Raw genomic sequence first — 17,083 nt, forward strand, 5'->3', positions numbered from 1 at the left:
TGCTCCCGTCAGGCCGCCTTGCCGGCGTCCATTTCCGCAAAGACCTGTTTGACGATCTTGATTGCGTGGTTGGCCGCCGGAACGCCGGCATAGATCGCCACATGCAACAGCGCCTCGCAGACATCGTCACGGCTGGCGCCGGTATTGGCGGTCGCACGCACGTGCATGGCAACCTCTTCGTCCTGGCCAAGTGCCGCCAGAAGCGCGATGGTTACGATCGAACGCTCGCGTTTCGTCCAGGTCGGTCGCGACCAGACGTGTCCCCAGGCCGCCTCGGTGATCAGTTCCTGGAACGGCCGGTCGAAATCGGTCGAGGCCGATTGCGCACGGTCCACGTGGTTGTCGCCAAGGACGGCCCGCCGCGTCGCCATGCCCTGGCGATAGCGGTCGGAGGGCGCGAAGGCATCACTCATGGCTGTTGTCTCCATGCGTTACAATCTCAAAAAAGGCGCGCAATACCGCAGTCAGTGCCTCCGGCTTTTCAACGCAAGGGATATGCCCGGCATCGCGGATGACCTCGTAGCGGGCGCCGGGAATAAGGCGAGCGGTGCCAAGCACCACATCCGGCGGCGTCGATCCGTCCTGGTCGCCGACGACGCAAAGGACGGGCACGGCGATGCGCCCAGCCGCTTCGGTATAATCGGCATCGCGGATCGCACCGCAGGTGGCGGCATAGCCCGTTACCGACTGGCGGATCAGCATGTTGCGGTAGCCTATCAACGCTGCATTTTCAGGGCGTCGGAACTCAGGCGTGAACCAGCGTTCAAGGATGCCGTCGGCGATCGCCTCAATGCCATGGGCTTCGATGGCCGCGATGCGCTGCGCCCACAGTTCCGGCGTGCCGATCTTGTGCGCGGTATCGCAGAGAACGAGGGCCCGCACGAGATCCGGCCGCCGCTGATAGAGCGACTGGGCAATCAGCCCGCCGACCGAGAGGCCGCACACGATCGCTTGGCTGACCGAGAGCATGTCGAGTAGGCCGGCAAGGTCATTGGCGTGGTCTTCGATCGCGTAAGGGAGCGGACCGATATCGGAGAGACCGTGGCCGCGCTTGTCGTAGAGAACAATCGCATAGTCGCCGGCAAGGCGGACGATGACGTCACGCCAGATGCGAAAGTCGGTGCCCAACGAATTGGCAAAGACCAGCACCGGCCGCTCGGCCGTGGCGCCGATGACCTGATAGTGGATTGTGATGTCGTTGATGCGGGCAAACTGCACGGCGCTTCTCCTCTGCAACCAAATTGTCTGTTTAATCTGGTTAGGTAAAATGATATTTCACGGCATTCCATTAACTCACGAGTTATGAATTCCATGGTCAACGCTCGGGTCAAGTTTCGTCATCTGCAGACTTTTGTCGAGGTCGCACGGCAGAAGAGCGTCATGAAGGCGGCCGAACTCCTGCATGTCAGCCAGCCGGCTGTCACCAAGACGATCCGCGAGCTGGAGGAGGTTCTGGGGGTTGCGGTATTCGAGCGCGAGGGACGCGGCATCAAGATCACCCGCTATGGCGAGGTCTTTCTTCGCCATGCCGGTGCGGCGCTAACGGCACTGCGCCAGGGGCTCGATTCGGTCTCGCAGGAGCGCTCCGGTGATGGCTTGCCGGTGCGCATCGGAGCATTGCCGACGGTCTCGACGCGGATCATGCCGCGGGCAATGTCGCTGTTCCTGAAGGAGGATACCGGCGCACGGATCAAGATCGTCACCGGCGAGAATGCCGTGCTTCTCGAACAGTTGCGGGTCGGCGATCTCGACCTCGTCGTCGGCCGGCTGGCGGCGCCGGAAAAGATGACCGGCTTTTCCTTCGAGCACCTCTATTCCGAACAGGTGGTTTTTGCCGCTCGAGCCGGTCATCCCTTACTTTCCGGCGCGCAATCGGCCTTCGCTCATCTCGGCGACTACCCGGTGCTGATGCCGACGCGTGCCTCCATCATCCGCCCCTTCGTCGAACACTTCCTGATTGCCAACGGCATACCGGGCCTGCCGAACCAGATCGAAACGGTCTCCGACGCCTTCGGCCGCGCCTTCGTGCGCGCCAGCGACGCGATCTGGATCATTTCGGCGGGTGTCGTTGCCAGCGACATCGAGGATGGCACACTTGCGGTCCTGCCGATCGACACCAGCGAGACAAAGGGCCCGGTTGGCCTGACGATGCGCGCGGACGCCATTCCGTCGCTGCCGCTTTCCATCCTGATGCAGACCATCCGCGAGGCGGCAGCGGCTATCGCGCCGAAAGCCTGACGGTCGTCCGGTAACGGACACCGAGCCACCTTTACAAAACCTCCTCGTCAGCCGAGATTGCGGCCCTCATCCGTTCACCGAAACCACCATGCGATCGATCCAATGCAGCTCGAAATCTTCGCCGGACACCACATTGCCGACATGCTGGACTGGTTCCCGACTGCCGAAGCGCTCATTCAATGGGGCGGGCCCGGGCTCCGCTTTCCGCTTGATGAGACGCAGCTCGAGGAGATGCAGGCTTCGACATCCGGGGATGCACCGACGCGCTGGATGTTTGCCGGCATTGTCGACGACAATCTGGCCGGTCACGCCCAGGTCGCGCTCGACTGGGAAAATGGCGTCGGTCGGCTCAGCCGCGTGGCGATCAATCCGCGGCTTCGTGGCCAAGGCCTCGCCCATCCGTTTCTCCAGCGCATCATCGCGCGCTTCTTCGCAGACGCCCGCTTCGAGCGACTGGAACTCAACGTCTATACCTTCAACACGGCCGCAATCCGCACCTATCTGAAGCTCGGTTTTATCGGGGAAGGCGTTCGGCGGTCGTCGGCCAGGGTTGGCGATATCAGGTGGGACACCGCCATTTACGGCATGCTGCGCAGCGATCTCGCGGCGAACAACCTGGCTTAGAACGGCAGCCCGACATAATTTTCGGCAAGCGCTGTCGAGGCGGCGCGCGAATGGGTGAGATAATCGAGCTCCGCCTCCTGGATCTTCTGGTCGAAATCGCCGGTATCCGGAAAACGGTGAAGCATCGTGGTCATCCACCAGGAAAACCGCACCGCCTTCCACACTCTCGCTAGGGCATGCGTCGAATAGGCCTCGACCCCGGCATTCGAGCGGTCCTGGTAATGTTCCAGCAGCCCTTCGAAGAGGTAGTGCACGTCGCTTGCCGCAAGGTTCAAACCTTTGGCACCGGTCGGCGGCACAATATGCGCGGCGTCGCCAACCAGGAACAGCCGCCCGAAACGCATCGGCTCGGCGACGAAGGAGCGGAGCGGCGCGATCGATTTTTCAAACGACGCGCCGGTGACCAACGCCTCGGCATGGTGCGCCGGCAATCGCCGCCTGAGTTCGTCCCAGAAGCGCTGATCCGTCCAAGCCTCGATCTTCTCGTCGAGCGCGCATTGCAGGTAATAGCGGCTGCGGGTCTGCGAGCGCATCGAGCAAAGGGCAAACCCACGCGGATGGTTGGCGTAGATCAGTTCATGGCTGACCGGCGGGACATCGGCAAGAATGCCGAGCCAGCCGAAGGGGTAGACTTTTTCGAAGGTGCGGATCGCCTTTTCAGGAACCGACTTGCGGCTGATCCCGTGAAAGCCGTCGCAACCGGCGATGAAATCGCAATCGATACGATGACTTATGCCGTCCAGTTCATAGGTGACGTATGGATTGTGGCCATCGAAATCATGCGGTTCGACATTTGCCGCAGCGTAGATCGACGGTGCGCCGGTGAGCGCGCGCTCTTCCATCAGGTCGCGCGTCAGTTCCGTCTGGCCATAGACCATCACGCGCTTGCCGCCGGTCAGGTCGTAGAGGTCGATACGATGATCCCGGCCATCGAAGGCGAGCGAAAAGCCGTCATGCGGCAGGCCTTCGGCATGCATGCGCTTGCCGGCCTTCGCAAGGTCCATCAGGTTGACCGTTCCCTCCTCCAGCACGCCGGCCCGCACCCGGCCAAGAATGTAGTCCTTGCTCACGCGATCGAGGATGACGTTGTCGATGCCGGCACCGGTCAGCAATTGCCCGAGCAGAAGGCCCGATGGACCTGACCCGATGATGACGACCTGTGTGCGCATGCATTCCTCCCGAAATTGCCTTTTGACAAGACTCTGCTCGGGAGAGCCATCAGGCTCAATGGACATTTCGGTCAGGAAATTGCACTAATCGAACATCACCAACGGATGCGGGCGATGAAAAGAACGGTTCCAACCTACCAGCTTTACGGCGAACAATCGCTGAAACGGCCGGATTTCTGGCTGCATTGTGAGACGATCCCGTCGCGCAGCAGCCTGCATCATTGGGAGATCGGGCTGCATCGTCATGAGAGTTTCTTTCAGATCTTGTACATTGCCGGCGGATCGGGAGACGCAGTGTTCGGCGACACGGCGCACCCTATTCGTCCCCCGGTGATGATCACCGTGCCGCCGGCGATCAGCCATGGCTTCCGCTTTTCCCGAGATGTCGACGGGTTCGTGTTCACGGTCCTCGCCACGCATCTCAGGGTATCGCCCGGCGAGCGCAGCCGGCTCGGCGCCTGGATGGCGACGCCACGTCTCACCCGCCTCGACGGCAGCGACGACGGCCGCTATGTGGCATTGACCCTTGCGCGGCTGGGTGCGGAATGGGAAGCCAGCCGGAGCCACCGCACCGACCTGCTCGATGCCTATCTGACGTCGGCGTTGACGCTGGGCGCCCGCCTCGATGAAGCGCAACCCGTCGAGGACGACGCCGCCGACACAGAAAACGAACAGCGCGTCGAACTTTTCCTCAGCCTCGTCCAGCAACATCATCGCGCGCACAAGCCTGCAGCGTTCTACGCACGCGAGATCGGCCTATCGCCGACGCATCTCAACCGTATCGCCCGCAGCATCACCGGCCAAAGCGCCCACGAGATCATCGCACGCAAGCTGACGGACGAAGCACGGCGCGAGCTCGTCTTCACCCGCGGCAGCGTGCAGGAGATCAGCTTCCGGCTCGGCTTCGCCGATCCCGCCTATTTCTCTCGCTTCTTCCTGCGCCAGACCGGCATGACACCGAGGGCCTGGCGGCTTGCCGAGCGCACGAAGCTCGGAGCATAGGCACTCTGATGGCAATCAATTGCCGAGCCGGCCGCGCGCTCCTGGTGGTGGCGCTGCCTATTGCGGCCACCTGCTTTTTCGCCTCCGTTTCCGAAACGAAACAGCCGCCGGCCAAGATCACACAGGACCTAGGCAAGCGGCTGTCTGTGTCGAATCGGATCCCTCAGAACTTGAGGCTCAGATTTGCCTTGAACGTCTGATCGCTGACGCCGCTGGCGAACTGTCCGGCGTAAATCAGCCCGAGATTAGCATCCGGCGTAAGAGCAAAGTCGAGACCGGCTTCGAGCACCGCCGCATCCTCGGCGATCGGAACACCGGCGATGGTAAAGGTGCTCGCAGACGAGAACCCGTTCGACGACAGCGGCAGCGTATCGCCGAAGGCGTGTTTCCAACCGATCGTGCCGCGCGCCGTCGCCAGTACACCGCCGAGGTCGAAACTGGATGCTGCGCGCAGACCGAGGGTCGTGAATGTCGTGTCCTGCGACGCGTCGCTGCCCACGAGCGCAGCTGCCCCGCCGTATTCCGCAAAACCATCGCGGTTGAGCTGCACATAGGCGAGATTGGCAAACGGCTCAAACTCGACCGTGCCGGTCCTGACGGCATAGGCGAACTCGCCAAAGACCTGGCCGGTGCCGGCATCATAGTCGGCGTCAAGACGATCGGAGAACCCTGGGAACGAAACCGAGCGGCTCGTCTCAATGTCATGCCAGCTATAGGCAGCACCTGTTCGCAGCGAAGCGTCGCCCCATTGTCCACCGGCATAGAGCCCGAGATGATAGTTGTCGGATGTCGCCGAAGAAAACCGTGCGTCGATGTCCATCGAAGAGCGCGAATAGCCCGCAAGCGCGCCGACGGTCCATTCGTCCACCTGCGTATCGGCACCGACGAAGAAGCCGCCGATGGAGCGATCCGCCTTTGCCGCATTGCCGTCGCCATCCCAACGGCCCCAGGAGCCGAAACCCTGCGACCAGATGGCGAGCTCGCCCGTCTCAGCCGCCGTGCTGTTTCCGGAAGTCTGCTTGGCACCCACGGCGCCAAGAACCGAGCGCAAACGATCGTTTGCCGCGTCGCGCAGGAACCGGCTGTCCTCGATCAGGATCGACTGGAAGGAGGCATGCACTTCGCCGGAAAGCAGGTCGAAGGCCGTGCGCGCGGCCTCGGGCGTTGCTGCAAGCGAGAGTGCATTGACGATAGGGCTCGCAACCCCCAGTCCATCAACACCGGTGCTAGCGGCAATCTGGTTGCGCGTGCGGGCGACGCTGGCAAAGCTGATGTCGTTGCGGGTCAGCTTAAGCGACAGGTCGTTACCGTCGCCGCCGCTATAGTCGACGGTCGGATCGAGGAAGACCAGATTGTCGACGATCGAGGCAAAGGTCCCGGTTATGGCGCCTGAACTCTGCTTGTCGATGAGGATGAACGGGCCGTTGACCGGGCTCCAGCTCGCCGCCGTGTTGGGAGAGAGCAGAAGATCAAGCGTCGCACCGGAAATATCAACTGCGCCCGAAACGATAAGCTTGTCGGTGCTCGCAGGCGTGCCTTCGATCTGTAGGACGCCGTTGTTGGTATAGTTGCCGGCAATGGTTTGTGTGCCGATCGAATTGCCGGGCGCATGCACGCCGCCGCTCTGGATGGTCGTGTTTCCAAGCGTGCCGGTGCCGCCGAGGCGAGCGCCGCGGTAGATGGTCGTCAGGCGGGAGGTTGCAAGCGAGCCGTTGACGACCAGCGAACCCGACGTGATGGCCGTGTCACCGGTAAAGGTGTTGACGCCCGTCAGCGTAAGTTTGCCGGTACCAACCTGGCTCAGCGCACCGCTGCCGGAAAACGTGCCGGCAAAGCTGACGTCGTTCGAGCGGTTGAAGATCACGGTACCATTGTTGGTGATCGAGCCGGCGAAGTTACCGGTGCCGCCGATCCATCCGGTCGTGCCGCCATTGCCAAGCTGCAGCGTGCTGCCCGTACCGATCGTTACCGGACCCCGGCTGCTGCTGGTCGCCGTCAAGGTCAGCGTGCCGCTGCCGATCTGCGAGAACGAGCCAGGGCCGCTGATCGAACCCGCATAAGTCACATTGTCTGACTGGTTGAACGTGAGCGCGCCATAATTGGTGACGTTCGATGCAAGGGATCCGCCCGTGCCGCCGTCGCCGATCTGCAGCGTCGCACCCTGAGCGATACCGGCGCCGCCAGTAAAGCCGTTGGTGCCGGTCAGCACCTGCGTGCCGCCATTGACCGAGATGCCGCCGGTGCCGTTGATCGCGCCCGAGAACGTGCCCGCGGCGTTGTTGATCATCAATGTCTTGCCACCGAGCACCACCTGCCCGCTGCCGGCAAGCGACTTGATTTGTGCCGATGAAGCCGCCGAGACGTCGAAGACGCCGTTGGCGGTCAAGCCGCTCGAGGTGTTGATCCGCCCCTGGCCGGACAGCGCAAGCGTGCCGCCGGTCGCAATGCTCGTCGCGCCCGTATAGGTGTTCATTCCCGTCAGCGTCAGCGTACCGTTGCCGACCTTGTTGAGCCCGCTGCCGGTTGCACCGTTCTGCAGCACCGTGCCAATCGTCGTTGCGACGCCGCTGCCGACATTGATCGTTGCCGCCATGCCGCTTGCCGGATTGAAGGCGAGCACGCCGCCATTGATGGTGTAACCGCTGCCATCGGTCGTCGTGGAGAACTGCAGCGTGTCGAAGCTCTGCGTGCCAACGACATTGACCACACCACCGGTCGCGCCGGCAAAGACGCCGACGGATCCGCCAAAGCTGCCATTGATGCCGGCGTGCAACGGATCGCCCGTCCAGTTGGTGCCGGCCGACGTCCAAGTGCCGGTGCCGCCATTGACCGCGCCATTGCCGGCCGTATCTGCTCCATCCCAGAAATGCAGGGTCTGGCCGCTGCCGAGCACCGACAGGTTGACCTGCTTGGCGATGCCCGTCTGGACCTGATGGCTGGCAACGCTGAAGCCCGGCGCCGTCGATGTCGCCGCGGTCGCGGCAAAACTACCCGACAGCGAACCGTCATATTCGAACAGCCGGTAATATCCGGCGGATGCCACCTGAGCGTTCAGCGCGCCACCGAGCGTCAAGTTGCCACCGATCTTCACCAGGTCGTTTCCGCCAGCACCCACGCCGCCGGCGATACCGGGCGTGTTCAGCTCGAATACCGATGTGGAGCCACCGTTCAGTATCAGGTCACCACCGATCGTCAGTGTGCCCGGGCTGTTTCCGGCCGCAAGCGTGCCATCGACCGTCACGTCGCCTGCGATCCTGCCCGATCCGCCGAGCGTACCGCCGGTGCCGACATTGACGTTGCCGCCAAGCTGGCCGTTGACATAAGTCGTACCCGACGTAACCGACATTGCGCCGCCGAATAACGAGCTGTCGCCCGTCAGTGTGAGCCTGCCTGTTCCGGCCTGCGAGAGTGTGCCGGTACCGCTGATCTTGCCGGCATAGCTGACATTGTTGGAGTGGTTGTAGACCAGAGCACCATTGTTGGTGATCGAGCCGACGAAGTTGTTGGTTCCGCCGATCCAGCCGGTCGTGCCGCCATTGCCGAGCTGCAGCGTGCTGCCCGTTCCGATCGTCACCGGACCGCGGCTGCTGCTGGTCGCCGTCAAGGTCAGCGTGCCGCTGCCGATCTGGGAGAACGAGCCGGGGCCACTGATCGAGCCGGCATAGGTGACATTGTCGGAGTGGTTGAAGGTCAGTGCACCGTAGTTGGTCACATCAGATGCGAGCGAACCACCGGTGCTGCCATTGCCGATCTGCAGCGTCGCACCCTGAGCGATACCGGCACCGCCGGTGAAGCCGTTGGTGCCGGTCAGCACCTGCGTGCCACCATTGACCGAGATGCCGCCGGTGCCGTTGATCGCGCCGGAGAAAGTGCCCGCGGCGTTGTTGATCATCAATGTCTTGCCACCGAGCACCACCTGCCCGCTGCCGGCAAGCGAGTTGATTTGTGCCGAAGATGCCGCCGAGACGTCAAAGACGCCGTCGGCGGTTAAGCCGCTCGAGGCGTTGATCCGCCCCTGGCCGGAAAGCGCAAGCGTACCACCTGCCGCGATGCTCGTCGCACCCGTATAGGTGTTCATCCCCGTCAGCGTCAGCGTGCCGTTGCCGGATTTGATGAGGGAGCCATTGCCGGTAATCGTATTGCTGATCCTGCCGCTACCGGTCTGGTCGATCGTCAGGCTGGCGGAATTGTTGATCGCGATGTTGCCCGCAAGACCCGGCGTCGCCGCGAGAAACCGGAACGTGTTCGCACCACCATCGAAGGTCATGGCATTGGCGCTGCCGCCATTGCCGCCGATGATCGACCCGGAGGCGCCCAGGGTTACATCCAGGTTTCGGCCAAAAATGCCGGCTCCATGCGCGCCGCCCGTCCCGCCGCTTCCTGCCACGCCGCCCGTCACGCTGCCATTGATGATCAGCGTGCCGCCGTTCAACGCGCTAATGCCGATGCCGCCATCACCATTGCGCTTTTCAGTAACGTCGCCGCCGGCGCCGGCGTTGCCGCCGTTGCCGCCGGTAAGCTGCGTGTTCACCGTCAATGTGCCGCCACCGATCAGCGCGGCGCCATCACCGCCGTCACCACCGCTGCCACCAATCCCAACGCCTCCCGACGCTCCCCCGCCGGCACCGCCATGTCCGCCCTGCCCGCCTGAGACTGTCGCTCCGGTAATGCTATCGGTGCTGCCAGAGGCGACAATCCGGCCATAACCACCAGCACCGCCACCACCGCCGTCGCCACTTGGCGAAGAACCACCATCGCCACCGCGGCCAGCGGCAACTCCAACGCTGCCGTGCGCGCCACCACCACCGCCGCCGCCGCCACCATAATTGCCGCTGCTGCCGCTGCCATTACCGCCTGACGTTCCATTCGGGCTGCCAACGGTACCGCCTGCGCCGCCAGTGCCGGCAACACCGGTACCGAGCTGACTTCCCGCGCCGCCGGCGGCACCCGGCCCGCCACCGCCGCCGCCATTTCCGGAATAGGTCGCATCGGCGCCAGGTGTGCCCTGCAGGTTTCCGTCCACGCCACCACCGGCACCACCTGTGCTACCGCCGTTGCCGCCCTTTCCTGCCGCCTCAGCAGACGAAGGCGTGATCGCGACCATGCCGAGGGCAAGACCAGAAGCGGCAAACAGCCATAGCGCTGTGCTACTCAGCAAGAGGCGTTGCCTGCCGCCCACCGGGCGACGTCTCGCCAAGGGCCGATTACCCCGGCTCTCCTCACCCTCAAGCCCGCCAGCCAAGCCCTTGTTCGTACAATTGATCTTTTTCAAAGGCTTGCCCCTCGCCATCATCCCAAATATCCCAGGATGCTGGCTTGCACGGCAACCCTAAAGCGGCAACGGCCAATCGACGAAACAACCTACAGGTTCGACGAAACGACAAAGCGGGAGGTCGGCGATTGTGGACAATCTCAGATCCCCAGCCGGCTGCGCAATTCCTGCCTGTAGGGCCGTGATACGGCCCATGGCGTATTGAGCTTGCGCAGGCGCACAACCCAACCCTGCCTGGTCGGGCCTGCGTGACGGTCCAACTCGGTCACATGAGAAATGTTGATCACCGTGGTGCGGTGGATGCGCAGGAAGTTCGACTTCGGAAGCAGGCCGATCCAAAACGACAACGGCCGTAGATCGAGCACCGCCGCTTCGTCTCTCAACCAGATCTGCGTGTAGTCTTTGGCGGAACGCAATCCGACGATCGCTGCCAGCGGAACGCCGCGCGTGCGCCCCGGCATATGCAGATGCACGAGGGGCTCGGTGCCGGTGAGTGCGCTGACGGTGCTTCCGTCGCGTTGACCGTCCGTCGGGGCTCGCCCATAGCGAGCGATGCCGATCAGTTTTGCACAGCGGGCAAGTTGGTGGATCTCGGGCACCGGCCACCGGCGTTTCGCGCGCGTCGCATCAAAGCCGATACAGGCGCGCAAGGTGCCGTCATGAAAGACCGGCACGCACAGGACGCTCTTGTCGTTCTGACGCAGCATTTCCGCCTGAAGGACGCGCGCGGGACGCGGAAGGTTGGCGACGTCATTGATCATGACCGCCTTGCCGGCGACCAGCCACTGATGCAGCCAGCCGATCATCGTCACCGGCGTCTGCTGCAGATCTTCTACGTGCGACGACACGCCCTCGCGGGCCCATTCCTGGGTATTGCGGAACCGCAGAAGATCGTCGTCGTATTCGAACATCCAGGCGCGATCGGCGCCGGCGAGCCTGCCGGTTTCCTCCAGGATTGCCGAAATCGCGACGTTGGCAGGCGAGCCGATGAGGTGAGTGGCCGCCAGATAGGCCCAGTCATACGAAGGCTGTCCCACGATTGGCTGGAAACACTCGGCAATTTCTATCAACTCGTAGGGCGGCGCTGTGTCGGAAAGGTCGGACGGTTGAAACTGTTCGTTCATGGCGACCAATATGTGAATAAGGAATGGGGTAGGCTTCGCAATGTGTCGTTGCCGCCCCAGGAAACCATGGCGTGACAACGACGGACACGTCCGATGATCGCCGAGGGGCGGCGACAAGCGGAGCTCTGAAATCGATAATTACTCAAGTGCGCGCGTTCCGATGGCCCCCCTCCATCGTCATGCAGCAGCGTTTCGCAACGCAGCATCCGCCCACGGCCGCCAGTTGAGGTTGAACGTGAGAAAAATGCAAGAGCCATCTGCATCGCCCAAGCCCCCCTTTTTTGGGTCGATGGTTGGCAAAACGAAGCGATATCGGCGGTTGTGCCGCAGGGCCAGAGCGAAAGCTTCGCGGGTAGAGAGCAGACGCGCCCCACAAGCCGAAGGAGACGTGGCTTTTCCGCTACAGGAACCGCCCCGGCAGCGATGGCCGGCGCATGGCGAGCGACGTCGCCGTCGCCAGCAGCATGATGATGCCGAGCAGGAAGAAGGCGTCGGCGTAGCTCATTGTATAGGCTTCCCGTTGAACCACCCTGGCCACCATTGCAGTCGCCTGCCCTATCGCATCCTGTTCGCCAGACGCCCGTGGCCGCAGCGTGCGCGCGAGCGTCTCTATACGAATGAGCGCTTCGGAGTTGCCGCTGTGCACATGAAGGCCGATCAGGTTGGAATGAACCTGCTCCTGCACGCGCACGACCGTAGCAACAAGCGCCATGCCGACGGCCGACCCGACAGTCCTGACGATATGCACGAGGGAAGCGATCCAGGGTATTTCCTGGAACTGGATGTCTTCGGTGATCAGAACCATGGTCGGCACCGCCAACAGTGGCGCCCCGAGCGCCTGCAGCATCACCGGCATCAGGAAATCGCCGGCCGCCCAGACACTGGAGAGATTGACCGCCATCAGGATGCCGCCGCCGGCCAGGATCCCGCCTACGGCCAAGAGATTGCGCGGGTCGACCCTGTAGCAGAGCCAAGCGACGACGGGCGTCAGCAGCAGTTGCGGGATCACGGCATTGAGAAACAGCCCGCCGCTTTCGAGCGCCCGATAGCCCTGAACGCGGATCAGATATTGCGGGATCAGGAAGGCGGATGACATGATGGCAAGCCTGACGGCAAACATCATCAGCAATCCGAGCCCGACATTGCGCCGCCAAAGCAGCTTCGGACTGACGACCGGGTTCGGATGCAGCACGGCGTGGACGAGGTAGGCGCCGATCAGGAACACGCCGGCCAGAAGCAACCCGACGATCAGGCCCGAGTGTAGCCAATCCAGCCTGTTACCCTGGTCGAGCGCCGTTACCGCTGCCGCCAGGCCAAGCGAAAGTGCCAGGAGCCCAAAACCGTCCACCTTGCGGAAACGCATGTATTTGATCGGCTCGTGCGCCAGGCCATAACCGGCGGCAAAGACTGTCAGCGCGCCGGGGACGGCATTGAGCCAGAAGAGGAACTGCCAGGACAGGCGATCGATCACCCAGGCCTCGAGCGAGACCGAAAGACTGGGCGTGGCGGCCGAGACGAGCGCATAGAGCGACAAGCCATAGAGACGCTGCTGCTGCGGCAAGTGGCGCATGATGACGGCATAAGCCATCGGGATCAGGATGCCGGCGCTCAAGCCCCTCAGCGCCTGCAATGTCAAAAGCACCTGCAGGTTGGGACTGAGCGGGATGACCAGCGAGAAGATCGAAAACAGCCCCGCGCCGATGATGACCCCGCGCGTCGGCGAGAGAATGCCACGCAACCAGACCGCTGCCGGGATCGCCGTAACCTCGGCGACGACATAGGCCGTCGTGATCCACGACGCCTCATCGAAGCCGAGGCCCAGCGCGCCTCTGATATCCGCCAGCCCGATTTCGGTCAGGCGCGAATTGAGGATCGAGGTAAAGGTGCCCAGAAGCACGGCTCCGACCGCCACGATGGTTTTCAGGCCTGGAAACGGTACGCCAGGCTTTGCGATCGCAACGGATGTCATCGTCAGCCCTCCCCGTCCTCAACCCTTGGCGGAAGTATCGGTGTGAATGGTCGATACGACCGACATGCCGGGCCGCAGCAGCTGGCGCAGCCCCTCGGGCACATCGGTCAGCGCTATCTTCACCGCAATGCGCTGCGCGACCTTGGTGAAGTTGCCGGTGGCGTTGTCGGCCGGCAACAGGGCAAATTCCGAACCGCTTGCCGGCGAGATCTGTTCTACGCGGCCGGCAAGGCGTTCACCCGGAAACATGTCGACGGCGATCGTGACGGACTGGCCGACGCGGACTTTGCCGAGTTGCGTTTCCTTGTAGTTCGCCACGACGTAGACGTTCGGCAGCGGAACGACGGAGATCACGCGTGTCCCCGCCGACACATACTGGCCGGCACGCACACTGCTCACATTGACGACGCCGTCGGTCGGCGCGATGACCTTGGTATAGCCAAGTTCGATTTCGGCGAGCTCAAGCTCCGCCTGCCGGCTTGCAAGCTCGGCCGATGCCTGGTCACGCTGCGTGCCAAGCACATCCAACTGTTGCCGTTCGGCATCGACTTCAGCCTGCTTTTCGATCATCTGGGCTTCGAAGCGGCGGATGGCGGCAAGCGCCTCTTCCAGCCTCTGGCCGGTCGACCAGCCGTCGCGGGCGAGTGTCTTCTGCCGACCATGCTCGGCGGCCGCGCGATCGCGGTCTGCGGCCGTCGCCTGAATACTCGCTTGCGCCTGCGCGATGATGCGGTGCTGCAACTGCACGCGGCTATCGACGTTGCGGATCGCCGCTTCGGCCGCCGATACAGCAGCCCGCGCACGGCTGACCTTGGCCTGATATTCGGAAGGATCGATCTCGGCCAGAATATCGCCGGCGTGCACGCGCTCGAAATCCTTGACGAGAACGGCGCGGACATGTCCGCCGATCTGTGTGCTCACCGGCGTCGTGTCGGCGCGCAGATAGGCGTTGTCGGTCGATTGGTCGGTGAAGCCGGCCACCCACTGCCCCCAGCCGAGCGGTATGACCGTGGCAAGGCCTATGCCCATGACGATGACCGCGGAGCGCGTAAGGGCAATATAGCTCCGCTTGCGGCGCGGCTTTTTCGTCTGCCTCGGCTCGTCGCTCTGCGACCGGCCGGTTGCTGGGGTCTGCGTCGGAGCCGTTCGCTTGTCCTGAATGGGAAGTTCCGTGACGACTGCGTTCATTGCCGTAAATCCTTTGGGTCCATTGGACCAGATCAAGATTTCGACAATATGAGCCCTGAGCGGCAATGAATGAAATGATCAATTGGCATTTGAAAAATGAATGTCATTCATGCAGATCAAAGATAGCCGGCGTCATTCTTCCACGCCATAGCGCTGGCGCTTTCGATCAGCTCGTTGCGCAGCCATTGCACCGACGGATGTGCGCCCATGGTGCGATGTGACAGCATGGAGATTTGAAACGCCGGCGCCTGGTAGGGCGGCTCCCTCCAGGTCAGACCCAATACCTTGGCCGCGCGCCTGGCAAATTGCAGCGGCATGAAGGCGATCATGTCGGTCGCGGCGACCAGCGAGGGCACGGCCAAAATGTGAGAAACGGTGGCTCCGACCTTGCGCACCAGGCCTTCGGCACCGAGCAAGGCCTCGATATGCCGCGGATTGCTGGTGATATAGGCGCGCTCCAGCCCGCCCTGATCGATTGTCGCGCCGGCACCCGCCTGGATCTGATCAGAGATCAGAATGTCGATCTGCGGATAGAGCGAAAGTTCGCGCAGGCCGAAGGCGCCCGAGGCGGCGGGATGATCCCGGCACATCAGCCAGACGCTTTGGTCCGAAAACAGCGGTTCGCTGACGAAGCGCGAGGGCGTCTTGCCGAAAACGCCGATGGCGACATGGATTGTCCCGCGATCGAGTTCCTCGGTGATGTTCATTTCACTGAGTGCGCGCACGCGGCAGCGGGCGTTCGGCGCCGCCTTGCGCATGCGCGACATCAAATCCGGGACAATCGTTGCGGTGATGTAGTCCGAGGTCGAGATCGAAAACTCGATCTCGGACGTTGCCGGATTGAAAACCGGCTCGGACACCGCAGCCTCGATCTGGACGAGAGCCGGCTTGAACGATTGCGCCAATTCGGCCGCCCGGGGCGTCGGGTGCATGCCATCTGGACCGCGGATGAACAGTTCGTCGCCGATGATCTCGCGCAGTCGCGCCAAGGCATGGCTGACGGCCGATTGCGTCAGATGCAGGCGCTCGGCTGCCCGGGTGACGCCACGCTCGTCCAGCACCGCATTGAAGATCCGCACGAGATTGAGATCGAGATTATGAACGTCACGCATATTCGACATGGCCCTACTTCATTTGATTAATGTACCCGGGCTTCGCATATCCCGCCAGTCAGATGCGCGCCGCCGCGGCGAGCGGGCTGGAGCGCGAACCCACGGGAAGGTGTGAAATGATGATGCAGGAAGACGTGCGGCAATGGCCTTGCCGGAATGAAACGGTCGCTGCCACTTTGAAGCCCGGTCAGAGGCTGCTTGCAGATGCCATCCTGTACCTGGCTTCGGTGAGCCTTTTATGGTGGATGGGAATCCCATTGAATTGAGCGAGACTGCGCCACGCGCGACAGTCCACGCAAGAGAAGGGACCGCGTGAGACAATGGACGACATCACTGCTGGGTCCGCAGTTCCACTCTTCTGAAGCCTTTGCCTGTGAGGCGCCGGATCGCTGGGGCCATTGTTGGCCTTTTGATCTTGCGATCGCATACCCATGGCCGTTTAATGTGAGAAACCTAGCTGGCACCCACTTGGCTGAGGAGGGCCCGCGCTCATGAGGCCAATGAACGAAAAGCACCTTGCGGTTCTGCGCAGGCACATGGTCGAGGTGATTGCGATCTATGCCGACCTTGAAAGCGAAGAACTGGGCAAGGCGGCGTTCGATGAACGGGTGATGGCAGCGATGCTGCGGGTGCCCCGGCATCTCTTCGTGCCCGCCCCGGCTGCGCCCTTTGCCTATCAGGACATGCCGCTGCCGATCGGCTTCGATAAAACCGTGTCGCAGCCCTTCATGGTCGCTCTCATGATCGATCTCCTTGATCCCCAACCGCATGAGGCAGTGCTCGAGATCGGCACCGGCTTGGGCTACCAAGCCGCAATCCTCGCGGAGCTCGCCGGGCAAGTTTGGAGCGTCGAAATCATCGAGGAATTTGCAAGCCATGCCGAGGCTCTCCTCCGGAGCCTCGGCATATCAAATGTCGGCATTCGTGTCGGCGATGGGTCTGGCGGTTGGCCCGACCGCGCGCCATTCGACAAGATCCTGGTTACGGCGGCGGCCGAGGAGGCGCCGCCGGCTTTGCTCGAGCAGCTCAAGCCAATGGGCCGTTTGGTTCTTCCTATGGGCTCTGAACAACAGTTTTTGACTGTCATTGACAAGGATTCGGCGGGACGACTCGAGACGCGGCAATTCATCCCGGTTCGGTTCGGCCGGCTCGAGACGGTCTGATGCCCGCGTTGCCATCTGGCAAATAGACCCTCACATTCTATTCCGAGGATCGTTTACCACGCCCATGCAGACGCTCGGCTGATTGACAAAACCTGATGTGAGGGGATTTGAACCGAAAGCCAGCATCATTGCCTGCACGATGTTTGCCAAGGATTTCAGGTCGGTGTTGACGTGCGTGCGGGTGGAGTTGAAACAGCAGAACCATACTGGGTATTGTTCTGC

Annotated in this window: 12 protein-coding genes; 4 read left to right on the forward strand and 8 right to left on the reverse strand. The window is 62.5% G+C overall.

The window, feature by feature from the left end; translation table 11 throughout:
• Positions 1-8: 8 nt before the first annotated feature.
• Both pcaC and pcaD read right to left on the reverse strand, forming a co-directional pair.
• Positions 9-413: a 4-carboxymuconolactone decarboxylase gene (gene pcaC / locus IB264_RS28530; RefSeq protein ID WP_025429133.1), complete on the reverse strand. Its 405-nt coding sequence runs from the start codon at positions 411-413 to the stop codon at positions 9-11.
• A complete protein-coding gene (pcaD, locus tag IB264_RS28535; protein WP_192434503.1) occupies positions 406-1,218 on the reverse strand; it encodes a 3-oxoadipate enol-lactonase in 813 nt (270 codons plus the stop codon). Before pcaD ends, pcaC begins: the two co-directional genes overlap by 8 nt.
• Before the next feature lie 93 nt (positions 1,219-1,311).
• Here pcaD and pcaQ point away from each other — a divergent pair, with 93 nt between their 5' ends.
• Positions 1,312-2,238 carry a pca operon transcription factor PcaQ gene (gene pcaQ, locus IB264_RS28540; protein ID WP_192434505.1) on the forward strand — a complete coding sequence of 309 codons (927 nt, stop codon included), beginning with the start codon at positions 1,312-1,314 and terminating at the stop codon, positions 2,236-2,238.
• 102 nt (positions 2,239-2,340) lie between these two features.
• Positions 2,341-2,862, forward strand: coding sequence for a GNAT family N-acetyltransferase (locus IB264_RS28545; RefSeq protein WP_025429136.1), 522 nt, complete (start codon positions 2,341-2,343; stop codon positions 2,860-2,862).
• Here IB264_RS28545 and pobA read toward each other — a convergent pair.
• Entirely contained in the window at positions 2,859-4,031 is a 1,173-nt protein-coding gene (gene pobA / locus IB264_RS28550; protein ID WP_192434507.1) for a 4-hydroxybenzoate 3-monooxygenase, read from the reverse strand. The genes IB264_RS28545 and pobA overlap by 4 nt on opposite strands.
• A 114-nt stretch (positions 4,032-4,145) precedes the next feature.
• On the opposite strand from pobA, the gene IB264_RS28555 reads away from it, so the two are divergent.
• Complete coding sequence (locus IB264_RS28555; RefSeq protein ID WP_192434509.1) at positions 4,146-5,033, forward strand: helix-turn-helix domain-containing protein; 888 nt, start codon at positions 4,146-4,148, stop codon at positions 5,031-5,033.
• A gap of 163 nt (positions 5,034-5,196) precedes the next feature.
• On the opposite strand, the gene IB264_RS28560 is transcribed toward IB264_RS28555, so the two are convergent.
• The 5 genes from IB264_RS28560 to IB264_RS28580 form a co-directional block, all read right to left on the reverse strand.
• The gene (locus tag IB264_RS28560; RefSeq protein ID WP_192434511.1) at positions 5,197-10,191 is read right to left on the reverse strand and encodes an autotransporter domain-containing protein; all 4,995 of its coding nucleotides are present in this window, start codon (positions 10,189-10,191) and stop codon (positions 5,197-5,199) included.
• 254 nt (positions 10,192-10,445) lie between these two features.
• Positions 10,446-11,342 carry a LytTR family transcriptional regulator DNA-binding domain-containing protein gene (locus tag IB264_RS28565; RefSeq protein WP_192434513.1) on the reverse strand — a complete coding sequence of 299 codons (897 nt, stop codon included), beginning with the start codon at positions 11,340-11,342 and terminating at the stop codon, positions 10,446-10,448.
• Between the two features lie 487 nt (positions 11,343-11,829).
• A complete protein-coding gene (locus IB264_RS28570) occupies positions 11,830-13,398 on the reverse strand; it encodes a DHA2 family efflux MFS transporter permease subunit (RefSeq protein WP_192434515.1) in 1,569 nt (522 codons plus the stop codon).
• Between the two features lie 18 nt (positions 13,399-13,416).
• On the reverse strand, positions 13,417-14,586 hold the full coding sequence (locus tag IB264_RS28575; RefSeq protein WP_246811841.1) for an HlyD family secretion protein: 1,170 nt from the start codon (positions 14,584-14,586) through the stop codon (positions 13,417-13,419).
• 116 nt (positions 14,587-14,702) lie between these two features.
• Complete coding sequence (locus IB264_RS28580) at positions 14,703-15,707, reverse strand: LysR family transcriptional regulator (protein WP_192434517.1); 1,005 nt, start codon at positions 15,705-15,707, stop codon at positions 14,703-14,705.
• A 482-nt stretch (positions 15,708-16,189) separates the two neighbouring features.
• Here IB264_RS28580 and IB264_RS28585 point away from each other — a divergent pair, with 482 nt between their 5' ends.
• Positions 16,190-16,861: a protein-L-isoaspartate(D-aspartate) O-methyltransferase gene (locus tag IB264_RS28585; protein ID WP_107027506.1), complete on the forward strand. Its 672-nt coding sequence runs from the start codon at positions 16,190-16,192 to the stop codon at positions 16,859-16,861.
• Positions 16,862-17,083: the final 222 nt, after the last annotated feature.

The sequence above is a fragment of the Ensifer sp. ENS11 genome (assembly GCF_014851895.1).
GTDB classification, from domain to species: Bacteria; Pseudomonadota; Alphaproteobacteria; order Rhizobiales; family Rhizobiaceae; genus Ensifer; species Ensifer canadensis.